Source organism: Streptomyces chilikensis, assembly GCF_001642695.1.
Lineage (GTDB): Bacteria > Actinomycetota > Actinomycetes > Streptomycetales > Streptomycetaceae > Streptomyces > Streptomyces chilikensis.
In genome coordinates, this window is sequence record NZ_LWCC02000005.1 from 1,944,112 (window position 1) to 1,965,648 (window position 21,537).

Consider the following 21,537-nt stretch of genomic DNA (forward strand, 5'->3'; position numbering starts at 1 on the left):
TGCCCTGGGAGGGTGTGCCCTGGGCAGGTGTGCTGGTCACCGGTCGACGCCTCCCATCACGGGGTCGATGGACGCGACGGCGACGATGACGTCGGCGACCTGGCCGCCCTCGCACATCGCCGCCATGGCCTGCAGGTTGGTGAAGGACGGGTCGCGGAAGTGGACCCGGTAGGGGCGGGTGCCGCCGTCGGAGACGACGTGCACGCCCAGTTCGCCCTTGGGCGACTCGACCGCCGTGTACGCCTGGCCGGGCGGGACCCGGAAGCCCTCGGTGACCAGCTTGAAGTGGTGGATCAGGGCCTCCATGGAGGTGCCCATGATCTTCCGGATGTGGTCGAGGGAGTTCCCGAGCCCGTCCGGACCGAGCGCGAGCTGGGCCGGCCAGGCGATCTTCTTGTCCGCGACCATCACCGGGCCCGGCCTCAGCCGGTCCAGGCACTGCTCGACGATGTGCAGCGACTGGCGCATCTCCTCCAGCCGGATCAGGAACCGGCCGTAGGAGTCGCAGGTGTCGGCGGTCGGGACGTCGAAGTCGTAGGTCTCGTAACCGCAGTACGGCTGCGTCTTGCGCAGGTCGTGCGGGAGGCCGGTGGACCGCAGGATCGGGCCGGTGGCGCCGAGCGCCATGCACCCGGCCAGGTCCAGGTGGCCGATGTTCTCCATGCGGGCCTTGAAGATGGGGTTCCCGGTGGCGAGCTTGTCGTACTCCGGGAGGTTCTTCCGCAGCTTCTTGACCGCCTCGCGGATCTGGTCGACGGCGCCGGGCGGGAGGTCCTGGGCGAGCCCGCCGGGGCGGATGAACGCGTGGTTCATGCGCAGGCCGGTGATCAGCTCGTAGAGGTCCAGGATGATCTCGCGGTCGCGGAAGCCGTAGATCATGATCGTGGTGGAGCCCAGCTCCATGCCGCCGGTGGCGATGCACACCAGGTGGGAGGAGAGCCGGTTGAGCTCCATCAGCAGGACGCGGATGATCGTCGCCCGGTCGGGTACCTGGTCCTCGATCCCGAGGAGCTTCTCCACCGCGAGGCAGTACGCCGTCTCGTTGAAGAAGGAGGTCAGGTAGTCCATGCGGGTCACGAAGGTGGTGCCCTGCGTCCACGTGCGGTACTCGAGGTTCTTCTCGATGCCGGTGTGCAGGTAGCCGATGCCGCAGCGGGCCTCGGTGACGGTCTCGCCCTCGATCTCCAGGATCAGGCGGAGCACTCCGTGGGTGGACGGGTGCTGGGGACCCATGTTGACGACGATGCGCTCGTCGTCGGCCTTGGCGGCCGCCTCGACGACCTCGCCCCAGTCGCCCCCGGTGACCGTGTAGACCTTGCCCTCGGTGGTGTCGCGGGCTGTTGCCGACTGCGTGCTCATGAGTACGACCTCCGCTGGTCCGGAGCCGGGATCTGGGCGCCCTTGTACTCGACGGGGATGCCGCCGAGGGGATAGTCCTTGCGCTGCGGATGGCCCTGCCAGTCGTCCGGCATCATGATCCGCGTGAGTGCCGGGTGGCCGTCGAAGACGATGCCGAAGAAGTCGTACGTCTCGCGCTCGTGCCAGTCGTTGGTCGGGTACACCGACACCAGCGAGGGGACCCGCGGGTCGCCGTCGGGCGCGCCGACCTCCAGCCGGATCAGCCGGTTGTGGGTGATCGACCGCAGGTGGTAGACGGCGTGCAGCTCACGGCCCTTGTCGCCCGGGTAGTGGACGCCGCTGACGCCGGTGCACAGCTCGAAGCGCAGGGCCGGGTCGTCGCGCAGGGTGCGGGCGACGCGGAGCAGGTGCTCGCGCTCGATGTGGAAGGTCAGTTCGCCCCGGTCGACGACGGTCCGCTCGATGACGTTCCCGGGGAGCAGCCCCTGCTCCTCCAGGGCGCCCTCCAGTTCGTCCGCGACCTCGTCGAACCACCCGCCGTACGGCCGGGAGGACGGGCCGGGAAGCCGGACCGGGCGGACCAGACCGCCGTAGCCGGAGGTGTCGCCGCCGTTGTTCGCGCCGAACATGCCGCGCTGGACGCGGATCTCCTCGCCGTGGTCCCCCCGCTGTCCGGGGAGGTTGGAGGCGGAGAGCTCCTTCTCCGGATTGGGCTCGTTGACGTCGCTCATCGCAGGAGGCCCTTCATCTCGATGGTCGGCAGGGCCTTCAGCGCCGCCTCCTCCGCCTCCCGGGCCGCCGCCTCGGCGTTGACGCCGATCTTGGAGGTGCGGACCTTCTCGTGGAGCTTGAGAATCGCGTCCATCAGCATCTCCGGCCGCGGCGGGCAGCCGGGGAGGTAGATGTCGACCGGCACGATGTGGTCGACGCCCTGCACGATCGCGTAGTTGTTGAACATCCCGCCCGACGAGGCGCAGACGCCCATGGAGATCACCCACTTGGGATTGGGCATCTGGTCGTAGACCTGGCGCAGCACGGGCGCCATCTTCTGGCTGACCCGGCCGGCCACGATCATCAGGTCGGCCTGGCGCGGTGATCCGCGGAAGACCTCCATGCCGAACCTCGCCAGGTCGTACCGGCCGGCGCCCGTCGTCATCATCTCGATGGCGCAGCACGCCAGGCCGAACGTGGCGGGGAACATGGATGACTTGCGCACCCAGCCCGCGGCCTGCTCGACGGTGGTCAGCAGGAATCCGCTCGGCAGCTTTTCCTCGAGTCCCATGTCTCTCTCAGCCCCTCAGGCCCCTCAGGCCTCTCAGTCCCAGTCCAGGCCGCCGCGTCGCCACACGTAGGCGTACGCGACGAAGACGGTGAGCACGAAGAGCAGCATCTCGACGAGCCCGAAGATCCCCAGGGCGTCGAAGGTGACCGCCCACGGGTAGAGGAAGACGATCTCGATGTCGAAGATGATGAAGAGCATCGCCGTCAGGTAGTACTTGATGGGGAATCGCCCACCGCCGGCCGGTTGAGGGGTCGGCTCGATACCGCACTCGTACGCCTCGAGCTTCGCCCGGTTGTACCGCTTTGGACCGACAAGCGTGGCCATGACCACGGAGAAGATCGCAAAGCCTGCCCCGAGGGCTCCCAGTACGAGGATGGGCGCATACGCGTTCACCGCTCCTCGCTCCTCTCAGTCGGCACTGACTGCTGGCGATTGCACACCGGATCCGCCTCCTGCCTCTCGGTGTTCTCCCTGTGCCCACTCGGCGCTCGTGAAGATCGAGAACATGTGAAGCAGGTCACAAGCCCGGTAGCTCCGCATCTTATGCCTGGTCGTCTGTGATCTGCGACACGCGGTACGAGACGGTCTTTGTGATCTCTGCCACCCGAGCGGCGATCAACGGGTCCGAACGGCTTGGATCTTGATGCTGCACGTGCGCAACCGGTCACACAAAGCGACAAGTTGACAGGTAGGCCCAGGCCAGGAGGCGCGTCTCTATATCAAGAGTCTTCCCGTGCAAGCAAATTCGCCGCAGCAGTCGATCATTGATATAAGCGCCCGCTTCGATCGCCGGTGGCGAACCGGGTCCCGTTCCGGCGACCGGAAGCCGGCCCTCGGCGTGTGCGCGCGTTCACGAGCGACACAGGAAGATCACAACAGTGACCTCTCCGTGACCTGCGCCACATCGGACCGCCGCCGGAACCCCTTCGAGTTGGCGAACCGGTGCACGGATGGTAAGCGGGGGCAAATGGGGCGTAACGACGGAAGTCCATGCTCACGGCCTCGCGGGTGGCTGACCGCTTTAACCTTTTTGGGAGCAATATCCCTTTGCCTTGGGAGACTTCAGGGGCGACGGACACCAAATGTGGCGGACGGCACGATTGTTGAAGGGAGGGACGATCCCCTGGTAGGTCTGGTTGCCATGTCCCAGACCGCTCACATACGCAGCCACCGGAAGCCCCGCCGCAGCGCATCGAAGATCGTGATGCGCGCCGGGGTCACCGGTGGCGTTCTCAGCACCCTGGCCGTGGCCGGCGCCTCGGGTACGGCGACTGCGGCCGAGCCCGTGACGCAGACGCTGGAACTCCCCACGCTCACGGCAGACCTGGCGACCGAGGCCGCCATCTCCGCGGAGGCCACCGCGTCGGCCGCCGCCACCTACGAGCTCCGGGCGGAGCGCGACGCCGCCACCGAGCGCGCCGCCGATCTGGCCGAGCGCAACCTGAAGAAGGCCAAGGCCGAGGCCGAGGCCAAGCGGAAGGCCGAGGAGAAGGCCGCGCGCGAGGCCGCCGAGCGTGCCTCCCGCGACTCCGCCCGGGAGACCCTCTCCACCGCCTCCGCGAGCGGCTCCGCCGCCACCCCCGCCTCGACGACGGCCGTCAGCGGGTCCGCCGCCGCGGTGGTCGCCTTCGCCAAGGCCCAGGTCGGCGACGCCTACGTCCTCGGCGCCACCGGACCCAACGCCTGGGACTGCTCCGGTTTGGTGCAGGCCGCCTACAAGCAGGCCGGCGTCTCCCTGCCGCGCGTCTCCCAGGACCAGTCCGTGGCCGGCACCCCGGTCTCGCTGAGCAACCTGCTGCCGGGCGACATCCTGTACTGGGGCGGCGCGGGCAGCGCGTACCACGTGGCCGTCTACGTGGGCGGCGGCCAGTTCGTCGGCGCGCAGAACTCCGGCACCGGCGTCGTCCAGGCGTCCCTGGACTACGACCCGCCGTCCGGCGCGGTCCGCGTCCTCTGACGTCCGCCCACCCGCACACCGCACGATGAAGGGCCGCAGCCTCGGGGGCTGCGGCCCTTCGCCGTGCGGGAGCGGTGCGGCCTGCCGGGGAGCGGCGGACCGGACCGCGCTCGTCCCGGCCGCCCGGCGCGGGAGTCCGTCACGACCCCGTCACGCCCTCGGAGCCAGTCTGGTCAGGCCGTTGAGGACGCGGTCCACGGCGTCGCCGCCGGTCGGGTCGGTGAGGTTGTTCACGAGCTTGAAGACGATCTTCATCAACTGCGGGTGGGTGAGCCCCCGTTCGGCGGCGAGCTTCATCACCCGGGGGCGGCCGATCAGCTTCACGAAGGCGCGGCCCAGCGTGTAGTAGCCGCCGTGGGTGTCCTTGAGGACGCGCGGATAGCGCCGCAGCGCCGCCTCACGGCCCTCCGCGGTGCGCCGGGCCAGGGCCTGCGCCACCACCTCGGCGGCGGTGCGGCCCGATTCCATCGCATAGGCGATGCCCTCGCCGTTGAACGGGTTGACGGCGCCCGCCGCGTCGCCGACCAGCAGCAGGCCGTCCGCGTAGTGCGGCTGCCGGTTGAACCCCATGGGCAGCGCCGCGCCGCGCACCGGGCCGGTCATGTTCTCGGGGGAGAACCCCCACTCCTCGGGCAGCGAGGCGCACCAGGCGCGCAGCACCCCGCGCCAGTCCGGGTCCCGGTACGGCAGCGAGGCGTCCAGGACGCCCAGGCCCACGTTGCAGGTGCCGTCCCCCATGCCGAAGATCCAGGCGTAGCCGGGGAGCAGGCGGCCGCCGGGCTCCGGCCGGTCCCGCACCTCCAGCCACGACTCCAGGTAGTCGTCGTCGTGGCGCGGGCTGGTGAAGTAGGTGCGCACGGCGACCCCCATCGGCCGGTCCTCGCGCCGCCGCAGGCCCATCGCCAGGGAGAGGCGGCTGGAGTTGCCGTCGGCCGCCACCACCAGTGGGGCGCGGAAGGTCACCGGGCGCTTCTCCTCCCCGGTCCTGGCGCGCACGCCGGTGATGCGTCCGGTGCGGTCGTCCAGGAGCGGTCCGGTGACGGTGCAGCGCTGGAGGAGGCGGGCGCCGGACCTCTCCGCCTGCCGCGCCAGCCGTTCGTCGAAGTCGTCGCGCCGCCGGACCAGTCCGTGGTCGGGGAAGGCGGCCAGCTGCGGCCAGTCCAGCTCCAGCCGCATCCCGCCGGCGACCACGCGCAGCCCCTTGTTGGGCAGCCAGCCGGCCTCCGGAGAGGTGTCGACCCCCATCGCCACCAGTTCCTTGACGGCGCGGGGGGTGAGACCGTCGCCGCAGACCTTCTCGCGGGGGAAGGCGGTCTTCTCCAGCAGCAGGACGTCGAGCCCGGCACGGGCCAGGTGGCAGGCGGCGGCCGAGCCGGACGGACCGGCTCCGACCACGATCACGTCGGCGCTCCCGGCGGGGTCCGGTGCCCCGGCGGGGCCGGGGATGCCGGAACTGCCGGGGCTGCCGGAACTGCCGGGGCTGTCAGGGCTGTCGGAGAGCGGCTCGGTCACAGCGGAATCTCCCCGGGAACGAGGGTGCCGACGGGCAGGACACGGGCAGTCTATGCAGCGACCACCGATCTCCGGCCGAAGGACGTCCTCGTGAACCGACCGCTTCCCGTGGTGAGACTCCGTGTCCCGACCGAGGAGGACGCCTGGGCCTGGCACGACCTCTTCGACGACCCGGAGGTGATGGAGTTCTTCGGCGGCGCCTCCCTCGAACTCTCCGCCTACCAGCTGAGCACGGCCCGCCAGCGCCGGAACGCGGCCGAGTACGGCTTCTGCTTCTGGTCGGTGCTCGACGAGGACGACGAGGTGATGGGTTTCGTGGGCGCCCAGCCGTGGCCCCAGGACTGGGGTCCGGCGGTCGGCGAGATCGAGATCGGCTGGCGGCTGGGCCGCGCGTACTGGGGGCGGGGCTACGTGACCGCCGCGGCCCTGCAGACGCTGGAGCGGCTCCGGGAGGCCGGCGTCGAGTCGGTGGTGGCGGTGGTCGACGCCGGGAACGAGCGGTCCGTGGCGGTCGCCCGGCGGCTGGGCATGGAGTTCGCCGAGCGGTTCGTCATCCCGGACCTGGGCCGGGAGGGGCACATGTACCGGCTCTCCCTCGTCTGACGCCTCGCGGCGGGGAGGCGGACCGGTGGGGCCCGGCGGATCGCCCGGGCCCCGGCGCGGCGGCCGGCCGGAGGCGGCCGGTCAGACCCGCTTGAACCCGCGGTGCAGCGCCACGACGCCGCCCGTGAGGTTGCGCCAGGCCACCTCGTTCCAGCCGGCCTTGCCCAGCAGGGCGGCGAGGGACGGCTGGTCGGGCCACTCCTGGATCGACTCGGCCAGGTAGACGTAGGCGTCCGGGTTGGAGGAGACCGCCCGCGCCACCGGCGGCAGCGCCTTCATCAGGTACTCCATGTAGACCGTGCGGAACGGCGCCCACACCGGCCTGCTGAACTCGCTGATCACCACGCGCCCGCCCGGCCTGGTCACCCGGTGCATCTCGGCGAGCGCGGCGTCGGTGTCCTGCACGTTGCGCAGCCCGAAGGAGATCGTGACGGCGTCGAAGGTGTCGTCCTTGAACGGCAGCCGGGTGGCGTCGCCCGCCGTGAACGGCATCCACGGGTGGCGGTCCTTGCCGACCCGCAGCATGCCCAGGGAGAAGTCGCACGGCACCACGTAGGCGCCGGCCTCCGCGAAGGGCTGCGAGGAGGTGGCCGTGCCGGCCGCCAGGTCCAGCACCTTCTGCCCCGGACGGGCGTCGACCGCCCTGGCGACCGCCTTGCGCCAGAGCCGGGCCTGCCCCAGGGACAGCACGTCGTTGGTCAGGTCGTAGCGTTTCGCCACCCCGTCGAACATCGAGGCGACTTCGTGCGGCTGCTTGTCCAAGGATGCGCGGGTCACGCGGCCCATTGTTGCAGCCGCCCCCCGGCCCGGCGCCGATGCCCCGGCGCTCGGCCCCGGCCGGGCGGCGCGGGGGCGCGAGGGCTCAGCGGCGCCGGAAGACCAGGCGGCCGGCCAGGGCCGTGGCCAGACAGCCGCCGTCGGGGGCGCGGACGGTGAAGTCGGCCGTCCCGGAGGGGCGCAGGGCCTGGGGCGGGGGCGGGGAGAGCGCCACGTGGAGGCCGGAGCGGGTGACGGCCGCGGCGACCGCGGGGCGCGTGAACGGACCGGCCAGGACCGTGGTGCCGCGGCCCAGCAGGCGCTGGACGCCGCGGCGGGCGCTGTGGCCCCACCGGGTGTCCGTCATGGGCAGCGCGGCCAGCGCGTCGCCGGTCAGCGGGCCGGTGCCGAGCTCGTCGGCCTCGCGGGGGTCGGGCCAGTAGGCGGACTCCAGGAGGGCGACGGCGTCCGGCTCGTACCGGCCGGGGGTCAGGACGCCGTCCCAGTCCCGGACCCGCGCGCCGTACTCGGCGAGCAGGTCCTCCGCCGGGCCGACCGCGGCGATCCGGTCCCCGAGGACGGCCACCGCGTGGCCGGGGCGGACGTCCCCGTCCGCGACGAGGCCGACCCCGAGCGCGGGGCGGTGGATCGTGAGCAACGCTCCGGACCTCAGCCCGCGTCGACGATCTGCAGCTCCGGGTGGGCGATACCGCGCTCGATCGCCGTGGAGGAGATGTGCGAGGTGACGCGGTCGCCGTCGCCCGGGTCGTTCGCCGGGTCGTCGTGCACCACGAGGTGCTCGTAGGTGGTCGCGCGCTGCGCGGGGACGCGGTCCGCGGCGCGGATCAGGTCGATGATCTCCTGCCGGTTGGAGCGGTGGCGGGCGCCGGCCGAGGAGACCACGTTCTCCTCCAGCATGATCGAGCCCAGGTCGTCCGCGCCGTAGTGCAGCGAGAGCTGGCCGGCCTCCTTGCCGGTGGTCAGCCAGGAACCCTGGATGTGGGTGACGTTGTCCAGGAAGAGCCGGGCGACGGCGATCATCCGCAGGTACTCGAAGAGCGTGGCCTGGGTGCGGCCCTTCAGGTGGTTGTTCTCCGGCTGGTACGTGTAGGGGATGAAGGCGCGGAAGCCGCCGGTGCGGTCCTGCACGTCGCGGATCATCCGCAGGTGCTCGATCCGCTCGGCGTTGGTCTCGCCGGTGCCCATCAGCATGGTCGTCGTCGACTCGACGCCCAGCCGGTGCGCGGTCTCCATGATCTCCAGCCAGCGCTCGCCACTCTCCTTCAGCGGGGCGATCGCCTTGCGCGGCCGCGCGGGCAGCAGCTCGGCGCCGGCCCCGGCGAAGGAGTCCAGGCCCGCCCGGTGGATCCGGGTGATGGCCTCCTCGACGGAGACGCCGGAGATCCGGGCCATGTGCTCGACCTCGGAGGCGCCCAGGCTGTGGATGACCAGCTGCGGGAAGGCGTCCTTGATGGCCTTGAAGTGCGACTCGTAGTACTCGACGCCGTAGTCCGGGTGGTGCCCGCCCTGGAACATGATCTGGGTGCCGCCCAGCTCGACCGTCTCGGCGCAGCGGCGCAGGATGTCGTCGAGGTCCCGGGTCCACCCCTTCTTGGTGTCCTTGGGGGCCGCGTAGAAGGCGCAGAACTTGCACGCCGTGACGCACACGTTGGTGTAGTTGATGTTGCGTTCGATGATGTACGTCGCGATGTGCTCCGTGCCGGCGAACCTGCGGCGGCGGACGGCGTCGGCGGCCTGGCCGAGGGCGTGCAGCGGGGCGTCGCGGAGGAGGGCGACCGCCTCCTCGGGGGTGATCCGCCCACCATCGGCGGCACGGTCGAGCACAGACTGAAGTTCGGCCTTCTCGGTCACCGATGCGTCCCTTTCGTCAAGGGTTTGGACGGACCGCATCAGCCTACGCCAGCCGTTCCGACGAACCGCCGGAGCCTCGGGGCTGCCCGGGGCCACCCGCTCGGGAAGTGAACGTTTCCGCTGGTCAGCGACCGTATCCAGCCGTACCTCATGCCGGTGACGTCCCGCGGCGACAGCAACTCCCCCGCCCGCGGCCCGTTGTCCCGCTCACCGGTGCGGAACACGGAAGGACACGAGTCATGCGCCACATCACTCACTTCGCCATCACCCTGCTGTCGGCCGCCACCCTGGCGATGGCACCCCCTGCGCACACTTCTGTGAACGCGATCGGCTCCACGCCTGTGCGGACGTTCGCCTACACGGTCGGAGGCATCGCGATGAACATTCCGACCGGCTGCATGTTCACCCACATCGTCCGGGGCGGCGGCAGACGCATCACGTACCAGAACGCCGGGGTCGACTGCGCCTTCGCCGGCGCGTTGAACAGCGGCTTCTGCAACTGGCGCATCGACTTCGCGTACGCCGACACCGACAACCGGGTGTACCGGACCTCACGAGGCCGGGTGCACACGGAATGCCGGATCGATCCGATGCGGGGCAACAGCCCGCAGACGCTCCCGCGTTACGGAAAGGCGTGCGCCCGCCTCCACGTCAACGGGACTCGACTGGCGAGCCAGTGCCACCACATCACCCGGTGAAGGACCTCATGCACGAACAGCAGCCCGAGGACCGGAACGGTACCCGGGGGCCCGAGGCGGAGGACCGGCGCCGCCGTGTCTCCGTCGCCGCGTTCGTCGCGGGAGTAGTGGCGGGGCTCGGCTTCTTCCTGTTCTTCCCCGGGCTGCCCCACGTCATCGACTGGGGGGCGATCCTGGTGGCCCTGGCCGCCGGTGTCGCGGCGCGTGCGGGGTGCCTGGCCTGGCTGGGACGGGGGGAAGCGGGCCGTCGCGGGAGGTGAGGTCAGGCGGCGTAGGCGCCGGCCAGCAGGCCCAGGAAGGCGCCCGCGAGGAGGAACGGGCCGAACGGCATCTCCGTGCGGCGGTCCGCCCGGCGCAGGACGATCAGGGCCAGGCCGTAGAGCCCGCCGAGCAGGAACCCGGCGAAGGCGCCGAGCAGCAGCACGCCCCAGCCGTACCAGCCGAGCACCGCGCCGGTGGTGAGGGCGAGCTTGACGTCGCCGAATCCCATGCCGGCCGGGCTGATCAGGTGCAGCACCAGGTGGCCCCCGGACAGCGCGAGGGCGCCGAGCGACGCGCCGGTCCACCGGCCCGCGTGCTCGGGCAGCAGCGCGGCCACACCCAGCAGGGCGAGGGCGGTCACGGCCAGCGGCAGCGTCAGCACGTCCGGCAGGCGGCGCACCCGGAGGTCGACGGCGGCGAGGAGGACCCCGGCGGGAGTCAGGAGCAGCCAGACCAGCAGCTCGGGACGCGGCCCGGTGGCCGCGGCGAGGGCCCCGCAGAGGAGGGCGGTGACGGCGGGCAGGGCGACGCGTCCACGGCCGTACGGTCCGTGGCAGCCCCGGCAGCGGGCGGGGCCGAGCCAGCCGGGCAGCGGGTGGCCGCCGGGGCAGTCGGCCCGCCACGGCTGCTGCGGCCCGACCGCCAGCCGGTACGCGGGCCGCGCCAGGAGCAGTCCCACTGCCGCCCCCCACACGACCGCCACCGTCCCCAGCAGCCACACCTCGGTCGTCACCCGGCCAGCCTATGCCCGGGGACGGGCCGGGCGCCGTGGACCGCCGTCACCCGTGGACCGCCGCTACTTGAGGGCCGCCGCTACCCGAGGGCCGGTCGCCCGTCCGCCGGTCCGGGCAGCAGGACGTCCCGCAGCCCGCGCACGACGGACAGCCACGCCCGGTCGCCCTCCCAGAGCTCCAGCAGCTCGGACGGCTCGGTGACCACCCGCCCCAGCGCCTCGGCCGCGACCGCGCGCAGCCCGGTCAGGTCGGGCAGCGGCTCGTCCGGGGCGTAGGGCGTGTCCACGGGTTCGCCGCGCGGGCACTGGGCGGCGACCAGCGCGGCGGCCGCGACGGCCTCGCAGGCGACGTCGGCGTCGAGGTGGCCGGCGGCCCCCGTGCCGGCCGCCCGGAGCAGCACGGCGCGCACCACGGCCGCACGCGCGCCCTCCGGCGCGTCGTCGAGGTCGCCGGAGAAGTCCGCCGCGGTGTCGTTGTCGAAAGGACCTGTGTCCCAGGTGCCCATGGGCGCCCGCCTCCCGGATCCGGTGGTGCGGTCCGCCCGCACGCCGCGCATCCTGGCAGGCCGCACCGACATCCCCCGGAATCCGGGCTACGCCTCCAGCAGGCTGACCTTCACGTCCGCAGGGAAGCCCGTGGTGGGGCCGACGCGGCGGGCGAACTCGGCGACCGCGCCGAGCTGCCGCGGGCCGAAGCGGAAGTCCAGGGTGGTGAAGTACCGCTCCAGGAGCTCGGCATCGAAGGCCTCCCAGCGGGCGGCCTGTTCCGCGACCTTGGTGACCTCCTCCAGGGAGAGGTCGCGGGAGGCGAGGAACGCCTCGTGGACGCGGCGGGTGAGCTCCGGCTCGCGTTCCAGGTAGTCGCGGCGGGCGGCCCAGACGGCGAAGACGAACGGCAGCCCGGTCCACTCCTTCCACAGCGCCCCGAGGTCGTGGACGGCGAGGCCGAGCCGGGGCGCGTCGTGCAGGCTGGCCCGCAGCGCGGCGTCGCCGATCAGGACGGCGGCGTCCGCCTCCAGCATCATCGCGCCCAGGTCCGGCGGGCAGGTGAAGTACTCGGGCTGGACGCCGAAACGCTCCTGCAGCAGCAGCTGGGCCAGCCGCACGGAGGTCCGGGAGGTGGAGCCGAGGGCGACCCGGGCGCCGTCGAGCTGGTCCAGCGGCAGCTGCGAGACGATCACGCAGGACATCACCGGCCCGTCGCAGCCGACCGCGATGTCGGGGAAGGCGACCAGGTCGTCGGCGTTCTTCAGGAACTCGACCAGGGTGACCGGACCGATGTCGAGGTCTCCCGCGACCAGCCTCTCGCTGAGCTTCTCCGGCGTGTCCTTGGTCAGCTCCAGGTTGAGGAGCGTGCCTGTTCTCGCGAGCCCCCAGTAGAGGGGCAGGCAGTTCAGGAACTGGATGTGGCCGACGCGCGGCCGGATGCGAGAATTGTCCACATCGCGAGACTAGACCCCGTCCGGCGCAATCCGACGCCCAGGGTGCGCCCGCGCGCGCCCGTGTGCCGCGGGCCGCGCCCGCGGCCCGCCGGATTCCGGGGTCGCCCGCACGGCCCAACCCGACCGTCAACCCCGATCTGCGATTTTTATGCACACGAGTGACGTGATCTTGCCCTCTCTTGCATTCAGGTCCCTGCGTGCTAGGCTCGCAGCAAGTTGCAGTTTGGTTTCCCTTGCAGTACAGAGCCTGCGGAGCATGTGACCGCGGGCTCTCGTCGTTTTCAGACTTGTGCAGTTGTTTCGGACACTTGCAGGTTCTGGAGCAGGGCAACCCTTTGGGCCCAAGGAGGGCTTATGGCTACCGGAACCGTGAAGTGGTTCAACGCCGAAAAGGGCTTTGGCTTCATCGCCCAGGAAGGCGGAGGCCCCGACGTCTTCGTTCACTACTCCGCGATCAACGCCAGCGGTTTCCGCTCCCTCGAGGAGAACCAGGCGGTGACCTTCGACGTGACCCAGGGTCCGAAGGGCCCGCAGGCGGAGAACGTCACCCCGCAGTAAGCCTCCGGCTCGAAGAGAGCCCGATGCTCTGCTCCGGTTGAGTTGATTCCGGAACGAGTGCAGTACCCAAGGAGCCCCCTGCCGGTTCTCACCGGCACCGGGGGCTCCTGCCTTTCGCCGGAAGCGGGCCGCCTCAGGCCCGCTCGAGAATCGCCGTGACGCCCTGGCCCCCGGCCGCGCAGACGGATATCAGGCCCCGTCCCGGCGCGTCCCGCTCGGCCAGCAGCGCGGCCAGCGTGGCGACCACCCGGGCGCCGGTGGCGGCGAACGGATGGCCGGTGGCCAGCGAGGAACCGGCCACGTTCAGCCGGTCCCGGTCCACCGGGGCCAGGCCCCGCTTCTCCCAGGCCGCCAGCGTGGCCAGGACCTGGGAGGCGAAGGCCTCGTGGATCTCGATCAGGTCGAAGTCCTCGATGCCCAGTCCGGCGCGCTCCAGCATCCGCGGCACCGCGTACGCGGGGGCCATCAGCAGCCCGTCCTCGCCGTCGGCGACGTCGCCGTGCACGAAGTCCACCGCCGCCGTCCCGTAGGCGGTCAGATAGGCCAGGGGCCGCAGGCCGCGGGCCTCGGCCCACTCCTCGCTCGCCAGCAGGACGGTGGCCGCGCCGTCGGTGAGCGGGGTGGAGTTGCCGGCCGTCATCGTCGGCCCGGGGCCGTCGAGGCCGAAGACCGGCTCGAGGGCCGCCAGCTTCTCCACCGTGGAGCCGGGCCGCAGGTTCTGGTCCCTGGCCAGGCCCCGGAAGGGCACCACCATGTCCTGGAAGAAGCCCCGCTCGTAGGCCGCGGCCAGCTTGCGGTGGCTGGCCGCGGCCAGCTCGTCCTGCGCCTCGCGGGTGATGCCCCAGGCCCGGGCGGTGACCGCCGCGTGCTCGCCCATGGACAGGTGCGTGCGCGGCTCGGCGTTGCGCGGGACGTCGGGGACCAGGTGGGACGGGCGCACCCGGGAGAGCGCCTTCAGCCGGGCGCCCGCCGACCTGGCGCGCCGGGCCTCCAGGAGGATCCTGCGCAGCCGGTCGTTGAGGCCCAGCGGGGCGTCGCTGGCGGTGTCGGCGCCGCCCGCGATCCCCGACTCCAGCTGGCCCAGCATGATCTTGTTGGCGACCGCGATCACCGCCTGGAGTCCGGTGCCGCAGGCCTGCTGGATGTCGTAGGCGGGCGTCCTGGGGTCCAGCCGGGAACCCAGCACCGTCTCCCGGGCCAGGTTGAAGTCGCGGCTGTGCTTGAGCACCGCGCCGGCCACGAACTCCCCGACCGCGCCCCGCTCCCCGAGGCCGTACCTCTCGACCAGCCCGTCCAGGGCGGCGGTCAGCATCTCCTGGTTGGACGCGGTGGCGTAGGGGCCGTCGGAACGGGCGAACGGAATGCGCGCGCCGCCGATGACGGCGACGCGGCGGGTCGCCGGGGGCTGCGGGAGAACGCTCATCTCGGCCTGCTCCTTGCGTCGGGCCTCGTGCCGCCCTGGCGTCGGCGGCCTGTGAACGGGCTTACGGATTGAGGCTTACCATCGGTAACCTTACTTCAGGGTAAGCCACCTCCGTCCGCACAGCACATGCCTGGGAGCCCTCACATGGCCGACCGCTATCAGAGCTTCACCCGGACCGCGCCAGGCCGCTTCCTCACCAGGCGGCTGGGCCTGCCGCAGCCCGCCCCGTTGCGCCGCTGGTCGGCCGAACAGCCCCTGCTGGACGGCCCGGTGCTGCACCTGACGGCCGGGAAGCCGGCCCCCGGCCTGGCGCCGGTCCTCGCCCGCACCGGGCTGGACGTGCGCACCGGGGACGCCGAGCGGCCCGCCGCGGTGCTGGTCGACGCCACCGGCGTGCGGACCGTGGAGGCGCTGGCCGGGGTGCACGGGGCGCTGCACCCGGTGGTCCGCTCGATCGCCGACTCCGGCCGGGTGGTCGTCCTGGGCGCGCCGCTGGACCCGTCCGACCACCACCAGTCGGCGGTGCAGCAGGGGCTGGAGGGCTTCGTCCGCTCGCTCGGCAAGGAGATCGGCCGCGGCAGGACCGTCAACCTGGTCCGCCTCACCGACGCCGCCGCCGCCGAGTCCACGCTGCGGTTCCTGCTGTCGCCGAGGTCGGCCTTCGTGGACGGCCAGGTGATCGAGGTCGACGCGGCCGAGGTGACCGCCCCCGAGGACTGGGACCGTCCGCTGGCCGGACGCACCGCGCTGGTCACAGGCGCCGCGCGCGGCATCGGCGCGGCCGTCGCCGAGACCCTGGCGCGGGACGGCGCCCACGTGGTCGTGCTGGACGTGCCGCGGGCCGAGGACGAGGCCCGCGCCCTCGCCGGGCGGCTGGGCGGCACCGCCCTCGGGCTGGACGTCACCGCGGCGGACGCCGCCGACCGGATCGCCTCGGCGCTGCCGGACGGCCGGCTGGACGTGCTGGTCCACAACGCGGGCATCACCCGCGACCGACGCCTGGTCAACATGCCCGCGGAACGCTGGAGTTCGGTGCTCGACGTCAACCTGGCGAGCGTGCTGCACACCACCGACGCCCTGCTGGCGCAGGGGCTGATCCCGCGCGGCGGCCGGATCACCGCCACCGCCTCCATCGCGGGCATCGCCGGCAACTCCGGCCAGACCAACTACGCGGCCAGCAAGGCGGGCGTCGTCGGCCTGGTCCGCGCGCTGGCGCCGCGGGCGCTCGCCGAGCACGGGGTCACCGTCAACGCGGTGGCGCCGGGCTTCATCGAGACCAGGATGACGGCCGCGGTCCCGCTGATGATCCGGGAGGCCGGGCGGCGGATGAACTCGCTGGCCCAGGGCGGTCTGCCGGTGGACGTCGCGGAGACCCACGCCTGGTTCGCGAGCCCCGCCTCCGGCGGCGTCAACGGCCAGGTGGTCCGCGTCTGCGGCCAGAGCATGCTGGGGGCGTGAGGACGTGACCGAGGCGACGTCCGGGTCCGCCCACGAGGAGACGCACCCCGAGGGGACACGCGTCGTGGTGCTGTCACGGCCGCCCGCGCTGGCGCCGCTGCTGGCCCGTGGTGCGCTGCTCTCCCCCGTCAAACGCCCGCGTCCGGACGCGCCGTTCCCGCGCACCCGGCTGGTGCTGCCCGCGGTGCGGGCGGAGGCGGGGCGGCTCACCGCGTACGAGCGGATCTGCGGGTTCGCCGGCGACGGGACGCTGCCGGTCACCTATCCGCACGTCCTGGGGTTCGCGGCGTCGATGCGGCTGATGAGCGAGCGGGCGTTCCCGCTGCCGCTGCTGGGGCTGGTGCACACGTCGATCGGCATCACGCGGCGGGCCGCGATGCCGGCGGACGAGCGGTACGAGATCGCCGTGCGGGTCACCGGGCTGGCGGCGCACCGGCGGGGCACGGAGGCGGTGGTCGTCACGGAGGCGCGGGCCGGCGGCGAGCTGGTGTGGGAGTCGCGCAGCACGTACCTCGCCCGTCACCGGGTGCCGCCCTCCGGGGACCCCGGGGACGGGGAAGGCGGGTCCCGGAGCGGGGAGCACGGCCCCCGGGGCGGGCGGGACGGTGAGTCCCCGCAGGAGTTCGGGCGGTTGCCGACCGTGGCGGAGTGGCGGCTCCCGGCCGGCCTGGGACGGCGGTACGGGGCCGCGTCCGGCGACCGGAACCCGATCCACCTCACGGCGGCGACGGCGCGGCTCCTCGGGTTCCCCCGGGCGATCGCGCACGGCATGTGGACGGCGGCGCGGTGCCTGGCCGAGCACGGGACGCCGCCGGCGGTGCGGGTGTCCGCGCGGTTCAAGGCGCCGGTCCTGCTGCCCGGGAGCGTGGCGTACGCGGCGGGCGGCGGGCGGTTCGTCCTGCGCGGCGGGGAGCGGGTCCACCTGGAGGGGGAGGTCCGGGAGCCGTAGGCGGCCGGGCGTCAGTCCTGGTCGGCGGGCGGGGTCCACGGGCGGCCCGCCATCAGGTTGTCGAGGCCGGCCCAGGCGAAGTTCATCAGGGTGGCCGCGGCCTCACGGGCGGAGACCCCCTCGGTGGCGTTGGCCCACGCCGCGAGCGACTCCGCCGCGCCGACCAGGGCCTCCGCCAGCCCGGCCACCTCGCGCTCGGGCAGGTCCGGGTCGCGGTGTGCGGCGCGGGCCGCGACCACCGTCAACTGGGTGACGAAGGAAACGAGTTCAGCCCGCAGGGCGGCGACCTCGGCCGCGAACGGCTCCCCGTGGGTGCGGGCCTGGACGTGCAGGACGGTCCAACCGTCGGGATGGTCGGCGGTGTGGCGGAAGAAGGCGCGCAGGCCCTCCCAGAGTTGGCGGTCGGGCGGCAGGTCGCGGCGGACGCCCGCCCGGACCGCCCGGGTCAGGGCCTGCGCCTCCCGGCGGATGCAGGCGGTGAAGAGGTCTTCCTTGGACTTGAGATACAGGTAGACCAACGGCTTGGAGACACCGGCGAGTTCGGCGACCTCGTCCATGGAGGCGCCGCGGTATCCACGCCGCCCGAAGACCTGTACGGCGGCGTCCATCATCTGCCGCTCCCGCTCCGCGCGGGGGAGGCGCTTCGTCGTCCTGACCACTACGACCATGCGGCAAGAGTATGCCGGTGGACGCGCGGGAGCGACGCACGGTCGCGGGCGTCCGCCCGTCGGCACGGCGCCTCCCGCGACCGCGCCTCCCGCGTTCCGCGGGGGCGCGCGGCCGCCCGCCCGGGCGGCGGGACGGGTCTCCCGCCGGTGCTCACGGCGTGGGGACGCCGCCGGGCCTGCGGGGCGGTCGGGTGAACCGCACCGGGACGCCCGGCGAGTACAGCACGCTCACCGGGTCCCCGGCCGGGGCGGGCAGGCCCGCGGCGGTCACCAGATTCTCGTCGCAGTGCAGGAGTTCGGCGCGGTGCAGGGGCCAGCGGGGGTGGGCGTTCGGGAGGTACCGCGAGCGCCCGAGGAACACGTTGTGCATCCCCCACCGCGCCGTCAGGAAGTGTTCGAGTCCGGACGGGTCCTCGACCGGTTCCCCGATCCGTATCGCGATCCTGCTGTGCGCGCCCGCGGGGCCCGGCCACCGTCGGCGGCTGGTGTAGGTGACGGTGCCGTCCTTCCGGCGCACCTCCATCCTCGACCAGACGTAGGGCAGGCGGAACGCGGCCCGGCCGACGGCCACGGGGATCAGCCGCGAGGCGTCGAGGGACCGGAAGACCACGCCGCGCCGCCCGTGGGCGTCCACGGAGTACAGGCGCACGTTGGTCTCGGGGAAGGAGCCGAGGTAGGGGACGCCGGGGAGGCCGAACCACCCCACGCGGTGCATCCGGAAGGCGACCAGCCCGACGTACGTGACGCCGTCCAGCGTGTCCGGCCGGGTGCCCGCGGGCAGCAGCCCGGCCACCGCCCCGGGGTCGGCGGCCCAGTGGAGGAAGGCGAGGTCGAGCCAGGACTGGGTGAGGAAGGCGCGTCCCGCCGCGGGGGGCGGATCGGCCGAGACGGGTTCGAGGAACATGTCCGGCGGCGGCATCGCGACAGTATGGCAGGCGCCCGCGCGGGAGCGCCCGGCGCTGCCCGCCGCCCGCGGGCGCCTCCTCCCCCGGGGACGCGGAACGCGCAGGGCCCCGGCGGCCGAAGCGCGCCGGGGCCCTGGGAGCGGGGACGTCAGCCCACCCGCACCGTCTCACGGTCCTCGCCGGACTCCTCGGACAGCGCGTGACGGAGCTTCTCGCCCTCGATGTCGAGGTCGGGCAGCGCACGGTCCAGCCACTTCGGCAGCCACCACGCGCCGCGGCCCAGCAGCGACATGACCGCCGGCACCAGCGTCATGCGGACGACGAACGCGTCGATCAGCACGCCGACCGCGAGGGCGAAGCCGATGGACTTGATGATCGGGTCGTGCGCGAAGACGAAGCCCGCGAAGACCGCCGTCATGATCAGCGCCGCCGCCGTCACGACCCGGGCGTTGTGGCCGAGGCCGTTGATCGTGGCCTGGCGCGGGGAGTCGCCGTGGACGAAGTCCTCGCGCATCCGGGAGACCAGGAAGACCTCGTAGTCCATGGCGAGGCCGAAGAGGATGCCGATGAGGATGATCGGGAGGAAGCTGACCAGCGGCCCCGGCGTGTCCACGCCCACCAGGTCGGCGAGGTGGCCCTCCTGGAACACCGCCGTGGTCAGGCCGAAGGTGGCGCCGACGGTGAGCAGGAAGCCGAGGGCGGCCTTCACCGGCACCAGGATCGAGCGGAACACCAGCATCAGCAGCAGGACCGAGAGGCCGACCACCAGCAGCAGGTAGACCGGCAGCGCGTCCGCGAGCTTCTCGGAGATGTCGATGCCGATCGCGGTGATGCCGGTCAGCGCCACGTCGGCGCCCTGGACGTCGGCGACCTTGCCGCGGATGGCGTGGACGGTGTCCTCGGTGGCCGGGTCGGTCGGACCGGTGGTCGGGACGACCGCGACCAGCGCGGTCGTGCCGTCCTGGTTGAACTGCGGGGGCGCGACGGCCGCGACGCCCTTGACGTCCTGGAGCAGCACGGCGACGTCCTCGACGGCGGCCTTGGTGGCGGCCTGGCCGTCGCCGGAGACGACGGCCATCAGACGGCCGTTGAAGCCGGGGCCGAAGCCCTCGGCGGTCAGGTCGAACGCCTGCCGCTCGGTGGTGTCCGGGGCGGCGGTGCCGGCGTCCGGGAGGGCCAGGTGCATGTCGCGGGCGGGCAGCGTCAGCGCGCCCAGGCCGACGATGCCGACCAGCAGGATCGGGATCCGCAGCTTGAGCACCAGGCGGCCCCAGCGGTAGCCGAAGCCCTCCTTGACCTCGACGGCCTCGTCCGGGCCCTTCTCGGCGACCGTGCGGCGCAGCTTGCGCGGCAGGATCTTGTCGCCGGCGAAGGCGAGCACCGCCGGCAGCAGGGTGAGCGCGACCAGCACGGCCACCGCGACGGTGGCCGCCGCGGCCAGGCCCATGGCGGACAGGAACGGCACCCCGACGACGGACAGGCCGGCCAGCGCGATGACCACCGTGGCTCCGGCGAAGACCACCGCGGAGCCCGCGGTGCCGATGGCCCGTCCGGCCGCCTCACGGCGCTCCACGCCCTCGACCAGGAACTGGCGGTAGCGGGAGGTGATGAAGAGGGAGTAGTCGATGCCGACGGCCAGGCCCAGCATCAGCGCCAGCACCGGACTGGTGCTGTTGAGCTCGACGAAGCCGGTCAGCGCGTACAGCCCGGCCATGCCGACGCCCACGCCCACCAGGGCGTTGAGCAGCGTCATGCCGGCGGCGACCAGGGAGCCGAAGGTGATCACCAGGACCACGGCGGCGATCGCCACGCCGATCGCCTCGGTGGAGCCGATCTCCGGCGGGGTCTGGGCGAGTTCGCCGCCGACCTCCACGCGGACCGTGCCGCCCTCGCCGTCGTAGGTCTCGGGCAGTTCGGCGTAGGCGTCGCGCTGCTCGTCGGTGATGTCCGCGATCTCGTCCTTGAACTGGACCTGGACCAGCGCGTGGCGCCCGTCGCGGGACACCGACTGCATCTGGAACGGGTCCATCGCGGCGACCACGCCGGGTATCGCGGCCGCGTCCTTCACCACCGGCGCGACGTCCTTCGGCGTGAGCTTCTCGTCGGAGGTGATCACCACGGAGCCGGTGGCGCCCGAGGCCTGCGGGAACTGCTTCTCCAGGGAGTCCATCGCGCGCTGGGACTCGGTTCCCGGCATCCGGAAGGCGTTGGTGGTCTCACCCATGAAGGCCGCCGCCGCACCGCCCATCAGGCCGAGCAGCAGCAGCCACACGGCCACCACCAGGCCGCGGCGCCCGAAGCACGCGCGGCCCAACCGGTAGAGCAAGGTCGCCATGGAAAGGGGCCCTTCTTCTAGTTCTTCCCGGGCTCCGCGTCCCGGGCGGTTCGGCCGGGGCCGAGGTCACCGGGGGCGGGGTCGCCGGGGGCGAGGTTGAGTGTGCGGAGCGCGCCGGTGAGCAACGCCTCGCGGAGGGTCAGGTCGTCGTACGGCAGGTCGGCGGCGCCGGTGGCGAAGATCCCGCCGAGGGCCATCAGGGCGGCGATGCGGTCCCGCGGGTCGGCGGAGCGGCCGGCCACCGCGTCGACCAGCCGCTCGCGGATCCCGTCGATCGTCTCCACGCCCAGGTCGGGCAGGCAGGACACGTCGGCGAGGTTGTCGAAGAGCAGTTTGATCTCGCGGCGGAACCGCAGGGTGATGCCGACGAAGGAGTGGACCGCGGTGAGCGAGGCCTCCTCGCCGTCCAGCTCCGACAGCCGCTCGTCGAGCGCGAAGACCTCGTTCCCCACCGGCATCAGCAGCTCGGTGAGGATCGCCTCCTTGTTGCTGAAGTGGTAGAGCAACGACGCCTTGGAGCAACCCACGTCGGCGGCGATGTCCGCGAGGGACGTGCCGCGGAAGCCGCGGGCGACGAAGAGGCGCAGGGCGGAGGCGAGCAGCCGTTCGTGCAGACCGCTGGACGTGCGTGCCATGGCACAACGGTAACTGTCCGAACGGTCAGCTCTGACCGTTCGGACAGGCGCGCCGGTGTGGGGTCGGTCACGGAACCGTGCGGGAGGTCCGGCACGCGGCGGAGGTCCGCGGCGCGCGGCACGACGCGAAG

Annotated in this window: 23 protein-coding genes; 7 read left to right on the forward strand and 16 right to left on the reverse strand. The window is 72.7% G+C overall.

Annotated elements, in window-relative coordinates; translation table 11 throughout:
• Positions 1 to 36: 36 nt before the first annotated feature.
• From A2U95_RS08685 to A2U95_RS08700, 4 genes are read right to left on the reverse strand one after another with little or no spacing between them, the layout of a single operon-like run.
• Entirely contained in the window at positions 37 to 1,359 is a 1,323-nt protein-coding gene (locus A2U95_RS08685; protein ID WP_166021599.1) for an NADH-quinone oxidoreductase subunit D, read from the reverse strand.
• The gene (locus A2U95_RS08690) at positions 1,356 to 2,090 is read right to left on the reverse strand and encodes an NADH-quinone oxidoreductase subunit C (RefSeq protein WP_166021600.1); all 735 of its coding nucleotides are present in this window, start codon (positions 2,088 to 2,090) and stop codon (positions 1,356 to 1,358) included. The genes A2U95_RS08685 and A2U95_RS08690 overlap by 4 nt, the downstream gene beginning before the upstream one ends.
• Positions 2,087 to 2,641, reverse strand: a complete 555-nt coding sequence (locus A2U95_RS08695) for a NuoB/complex I 20 kDa subunit family protein (RefSeq protein ID WP_166021601.1) — start codon at positions 2,639 to 2,641, stop codon at positions 2,087 to 2,089. Before A2U95_RS08695 ends, A2U95_RS08690 begins: the two co-directional genes overlap by 4 nt.
• Positions 2,642 to 2,674: 33 nt before the next feature.
• Positions 2,675 to 3,034 carry an NADH-quinone oxidoreductase subunit A gene (locus A2U95_RS08700; RefSeq protein ID WP_151771834.1) on the reverse strand — a complete coding sequence of 120 codons (360 nt, stop codon included), beginning with the start codon at positions 3,032 to 3,034 and terminating at the stop codon, positions 2,675 to 2,677.
• A gap of 748 nt (positions 3,035 to 3,782) precedes the next feature.
• On the opposite strand from A2U95_RS08700, the gene A2U95_RS08705 reads away from it, so the two are divergent.
• Positions 3,783 to 4,598: a C40 family peptidase gene (locus tag A2U95_RS08705; RefSeq protein ID WP_166021602.1), complete on the forward strand. Its 816-nt coding sequence runs from the start codon at positions 3,783 to 3,785 to the stop codon at positions 4,596 to 4,598.
• A gap of 150 nt (positions 4,599 to 4,748) precedes the next feature.
• On the opposite strand, the gene A2U95_RS08710 is transcribed toward A2U95_RS08705, so the two are convergent.
• Positions 4,749 to 6,044, reverse strand: a complete 1,296-nt coding sequence (locus A2U95_RS08710) for a geranylgeranyl reductase family protein (RefSeq protein WP_166024963.1) — start codon at positions 6,042 to 6,044, stop codon at positions 4,749 to 4,751.
• A gap of 156 nt (positions 6,045 to 6,200) precedes the next feature.
• On the opposite strand from A2U95_RS08710, the gene A2U95_RS08715 reads away from it, so the two are divergent.
• Positions 6,201 to 6,713 carry a GNAT family N-acetyltransferase gene (locus tag A2U95_RS08715; protein ID WP_166021603.1) on the forward strand — a complete coding sequence of 171 codons (513 nt, stop codon included), beginning with the start codon at positions 6,201 to 6,203 and terminating at the stop codon, positions 6,711 to 6,713.
• An 81-nt stretch (positions 6,714 to 6,794) separates the two neighbouring features.
• Here A2U95_RS08715 and A2U95_RS08720 read toward each other — a convergent pair whose 3' ends face one another.
• The 3 genes from A2U95_RS08720 to mqnC all read right to left on the reverse strand — a co-directional run bounded on the left by A2U95_RS08720 (position 6,795) and on the right by mqnC (position 9,341).
• Complete coding sequence (locus tag A2U95_RS08720; protein WP_166021604.1) at positions 6,795 to 7,490, reverse strand: demethylmenaquinone methyltransferase; 696 nt, start codon at positions 7,488 to 7,490, stop codon at positions 6,795 to 6,797.
• An 85-nt stretch (positions 7,491 to 7,575) separates the two neighbouring features.
• Positions 7,576 to 8,127, reverse strand: a complete 552-nt coding sequence (locus tag A2U95_RS08725) for an imidazolonepropionase-like domain-containing protein (protein WP_166021605.1) — start codon at positions 8,125 to 8,127, stop codon at positions 7,576 to 7,578.
• A gap of 11 nt (positions 8,128 to 8,138) precedes the next feature.
• Positions 8,139 to 9,341 (reverse strand): cyclic dehypoxanthinyl futalosine synthase, encoded by a 1,203-nt coding sequence (mqnC, locus tag A2U95_RS08730; protein ID WP_166021606.1) that lies wholly within the window; start codon positions 9,339 to 9,341, stop codon positions 8,139 to 8,141.
• 293 nt (positions 9,342 to 9,634) lie between these two features.
• Here mqnC and A2U95_RS08735 point away from each other — a divergent pair, with 293 nt between their 5' ends.
• Positions 9,635 to 10,039 (forward strand): hypothetical protein, encoded by a 405-nt coding sequence (locus A2U95_RS08735; protein WP_240957440.1) that lies wholly within the window; start codon positions 9,635 to 9,637, stop codon positions 10,037 to 10,039.
• An 8-nt stretch (positions 10,040 to 10,047) separates the two neighbouring features.
• Positions 10,048 to 10,299, forward strand: a complete 252-nt coding sequence (locus A2U95_RS08740) for a hypothetical protein (RefSeq protein ID WP_166021607.1) — start codon at positions 10,048 to 10,050, stop codon at positions 10,297 to 10,299.
• A gap of 2 nt (positions 10,300 to 10,301) precedes the next feature.
• Here A2U95_RS08740 and A2U95_RS08745 read toward each other — a convergent pair whose 3' ends face one another.
• The 3 genes from A2U95_RS08745 to A2U95_RS08755 form a co-directional block, all read right to left on the reverse strand.
• Entirely contained in the window at positions 10,302 to 11,033 is a 732-nt protein-coding gene (locus A2U95_RS08745; RefSeq protein ID WP_166021608.1) for a prepilin peptidase, read from the reverse strand.
• Positions 11,034 to 11,113: 80 nt separating this feature from the next.
• Complete coding sequence (locus A2U95_RS08750; protein WP_166021609.1) at positions 11,114 to 11,539, reverse strand: DUF4259 domain-containing protein; 426 nt, start codon at positions 11,537 to 11,539, stop codon at positions 11,114 to 11,116.
• An 87-nt stretch (positions 11,540 to 11,626) separates the two neighbouring features.
• Positions 11,627 to 12,475: a menaquinone biosynthetic enzyme MqnA/MqnD family protein gene (locus A2U95_RS08755; protein ID WP_166021610.1), complete on the reverse strand. Its 849-nt coding sequence runs from the start codon at positions 12,473 to 12,475 to the stop codon at positions 11,627 to 11,629.
• 354 nt (positions 12,476 to 12,829) lie between these two features.
• Here A2U95_RS08755 and A2U95_RS08760 point away from each other — a divergent pair, with 354 nt between their 5' ends.
• A complete protein-coding gene (locus A2U95_RS08760) occupies positions 12,830 to 13,033 on the forward strand; it encodes a cold-shock protein (protein ID WP_108954893.1) in 204 nt (67 codons plus the stop codon).
• A 133-nt stretch (positions 13,034 to 13,166) separates the two neighbouring features.
• On the opposite strand, the gene A2U95_RS08765 is transcribed toward A2U95_RS08760, so the two are convergent.
• Positions 13,167 to 14,456, reverse strand: a complete 1,290-nt coding sequence (locus A2U95_RS08765; protein WP_166021611.1) for an acetyl-CoA C-acetyltransferase — start codon at positions 14,454 to 14,456, stop codon at positions 13,167 to 13,169.
• A gap of 144 nt (positions 14,457 to 14,600) precedes the next feature.
• On the opposite strand from A2U95_RS08765, the gene A2U95_RS08770 reads away from it, so the two are divergent.
• Both A2U95_RS08770 and A2U95_RS08775 read left to right on the forward strand, forming a co-directional pair.
• On the forward strand, positions 14,601 to 15,914 hold the full coding sequence (locus A2U95_RS08770) for a 3-oxoacyl-ACP reductase (protein WP_166021612.1): 1,314 nt from the start codon (positions 14,601 to 14,603) through the stop codon (positions 15,912 to 15,914).
• Between the two features lie 64 nt (positions 15,915 to 15,978).
• A complete protein-coding gene (locus A2U95_RS08775) occupies positions 15,979 to 16,863 on the forward strand; it encodes a MaoC/PaaZ C-terminal domain-containing protein (RefSeq protein WP_206282960.1) in 885 nt (294 codons plus the stop codon).
• Positions 16,864 to 16,874: 11 nt separating this feature from the next.
• Here A2U95_RS08775 and A2U95_RS08780 read toward each other — a convergent pair whose 3' ends face one another.
• From A2U95_RS08780 to A2U95_RS08795, 4 genes are all read right to left on the reverse strand, one after another.
• A complete protein-coding gene (locus A2U95_RS08780) occupies positions 16,875 to 17,531 on the reverse strand; it encodes a TetR/AcrR family transcriptional regulator (RefSeq protein ID WP_166021614.1) in 657 nt (218 codons plus the stop codon).
• 151 nt (positions 17,532 to 17,682) lie between these two features.
• Positions 17,683 to 18,450 carry a YqjF family protein gene (locus tag A2U95_RS08785; RefSeq protein ID WP_166021615.1) on the reverse strand — a complete coding sequence of 256 codons (768 nt, stop codon included), beginning with the start codon at positions 18,448 to 18,450 and terminating at the stop codon, positions 17,683 to 17,685.
• Between the two features lie 134 nt (positions 18,451 to 18,584).
• Positions 18,585 to 20,771 (reverse strand): MMPL family transporter, encoded by a 2,187-nt coding sequence (locus A2U95_RS08790; protein ID WP_166021616.1) that lies wholly within the window; start codon positions 20,769 to 20,771, stop codon positions 18,585 to 18,587.
• Between the two features lie 17 nt (positions 20,772 to 20,788).
• Entirely contained in the window at positions 20,789 to 21,406 is a 618-nt protein-coding gene (locus tag A2U95_RS08795; protein WP_166021617.1) for a TetR/AcrR family transcriptional regulator, read from the reverse strand.
• Positions 21,407 to 21,537 lie beyond the last annotated feature (131 nt).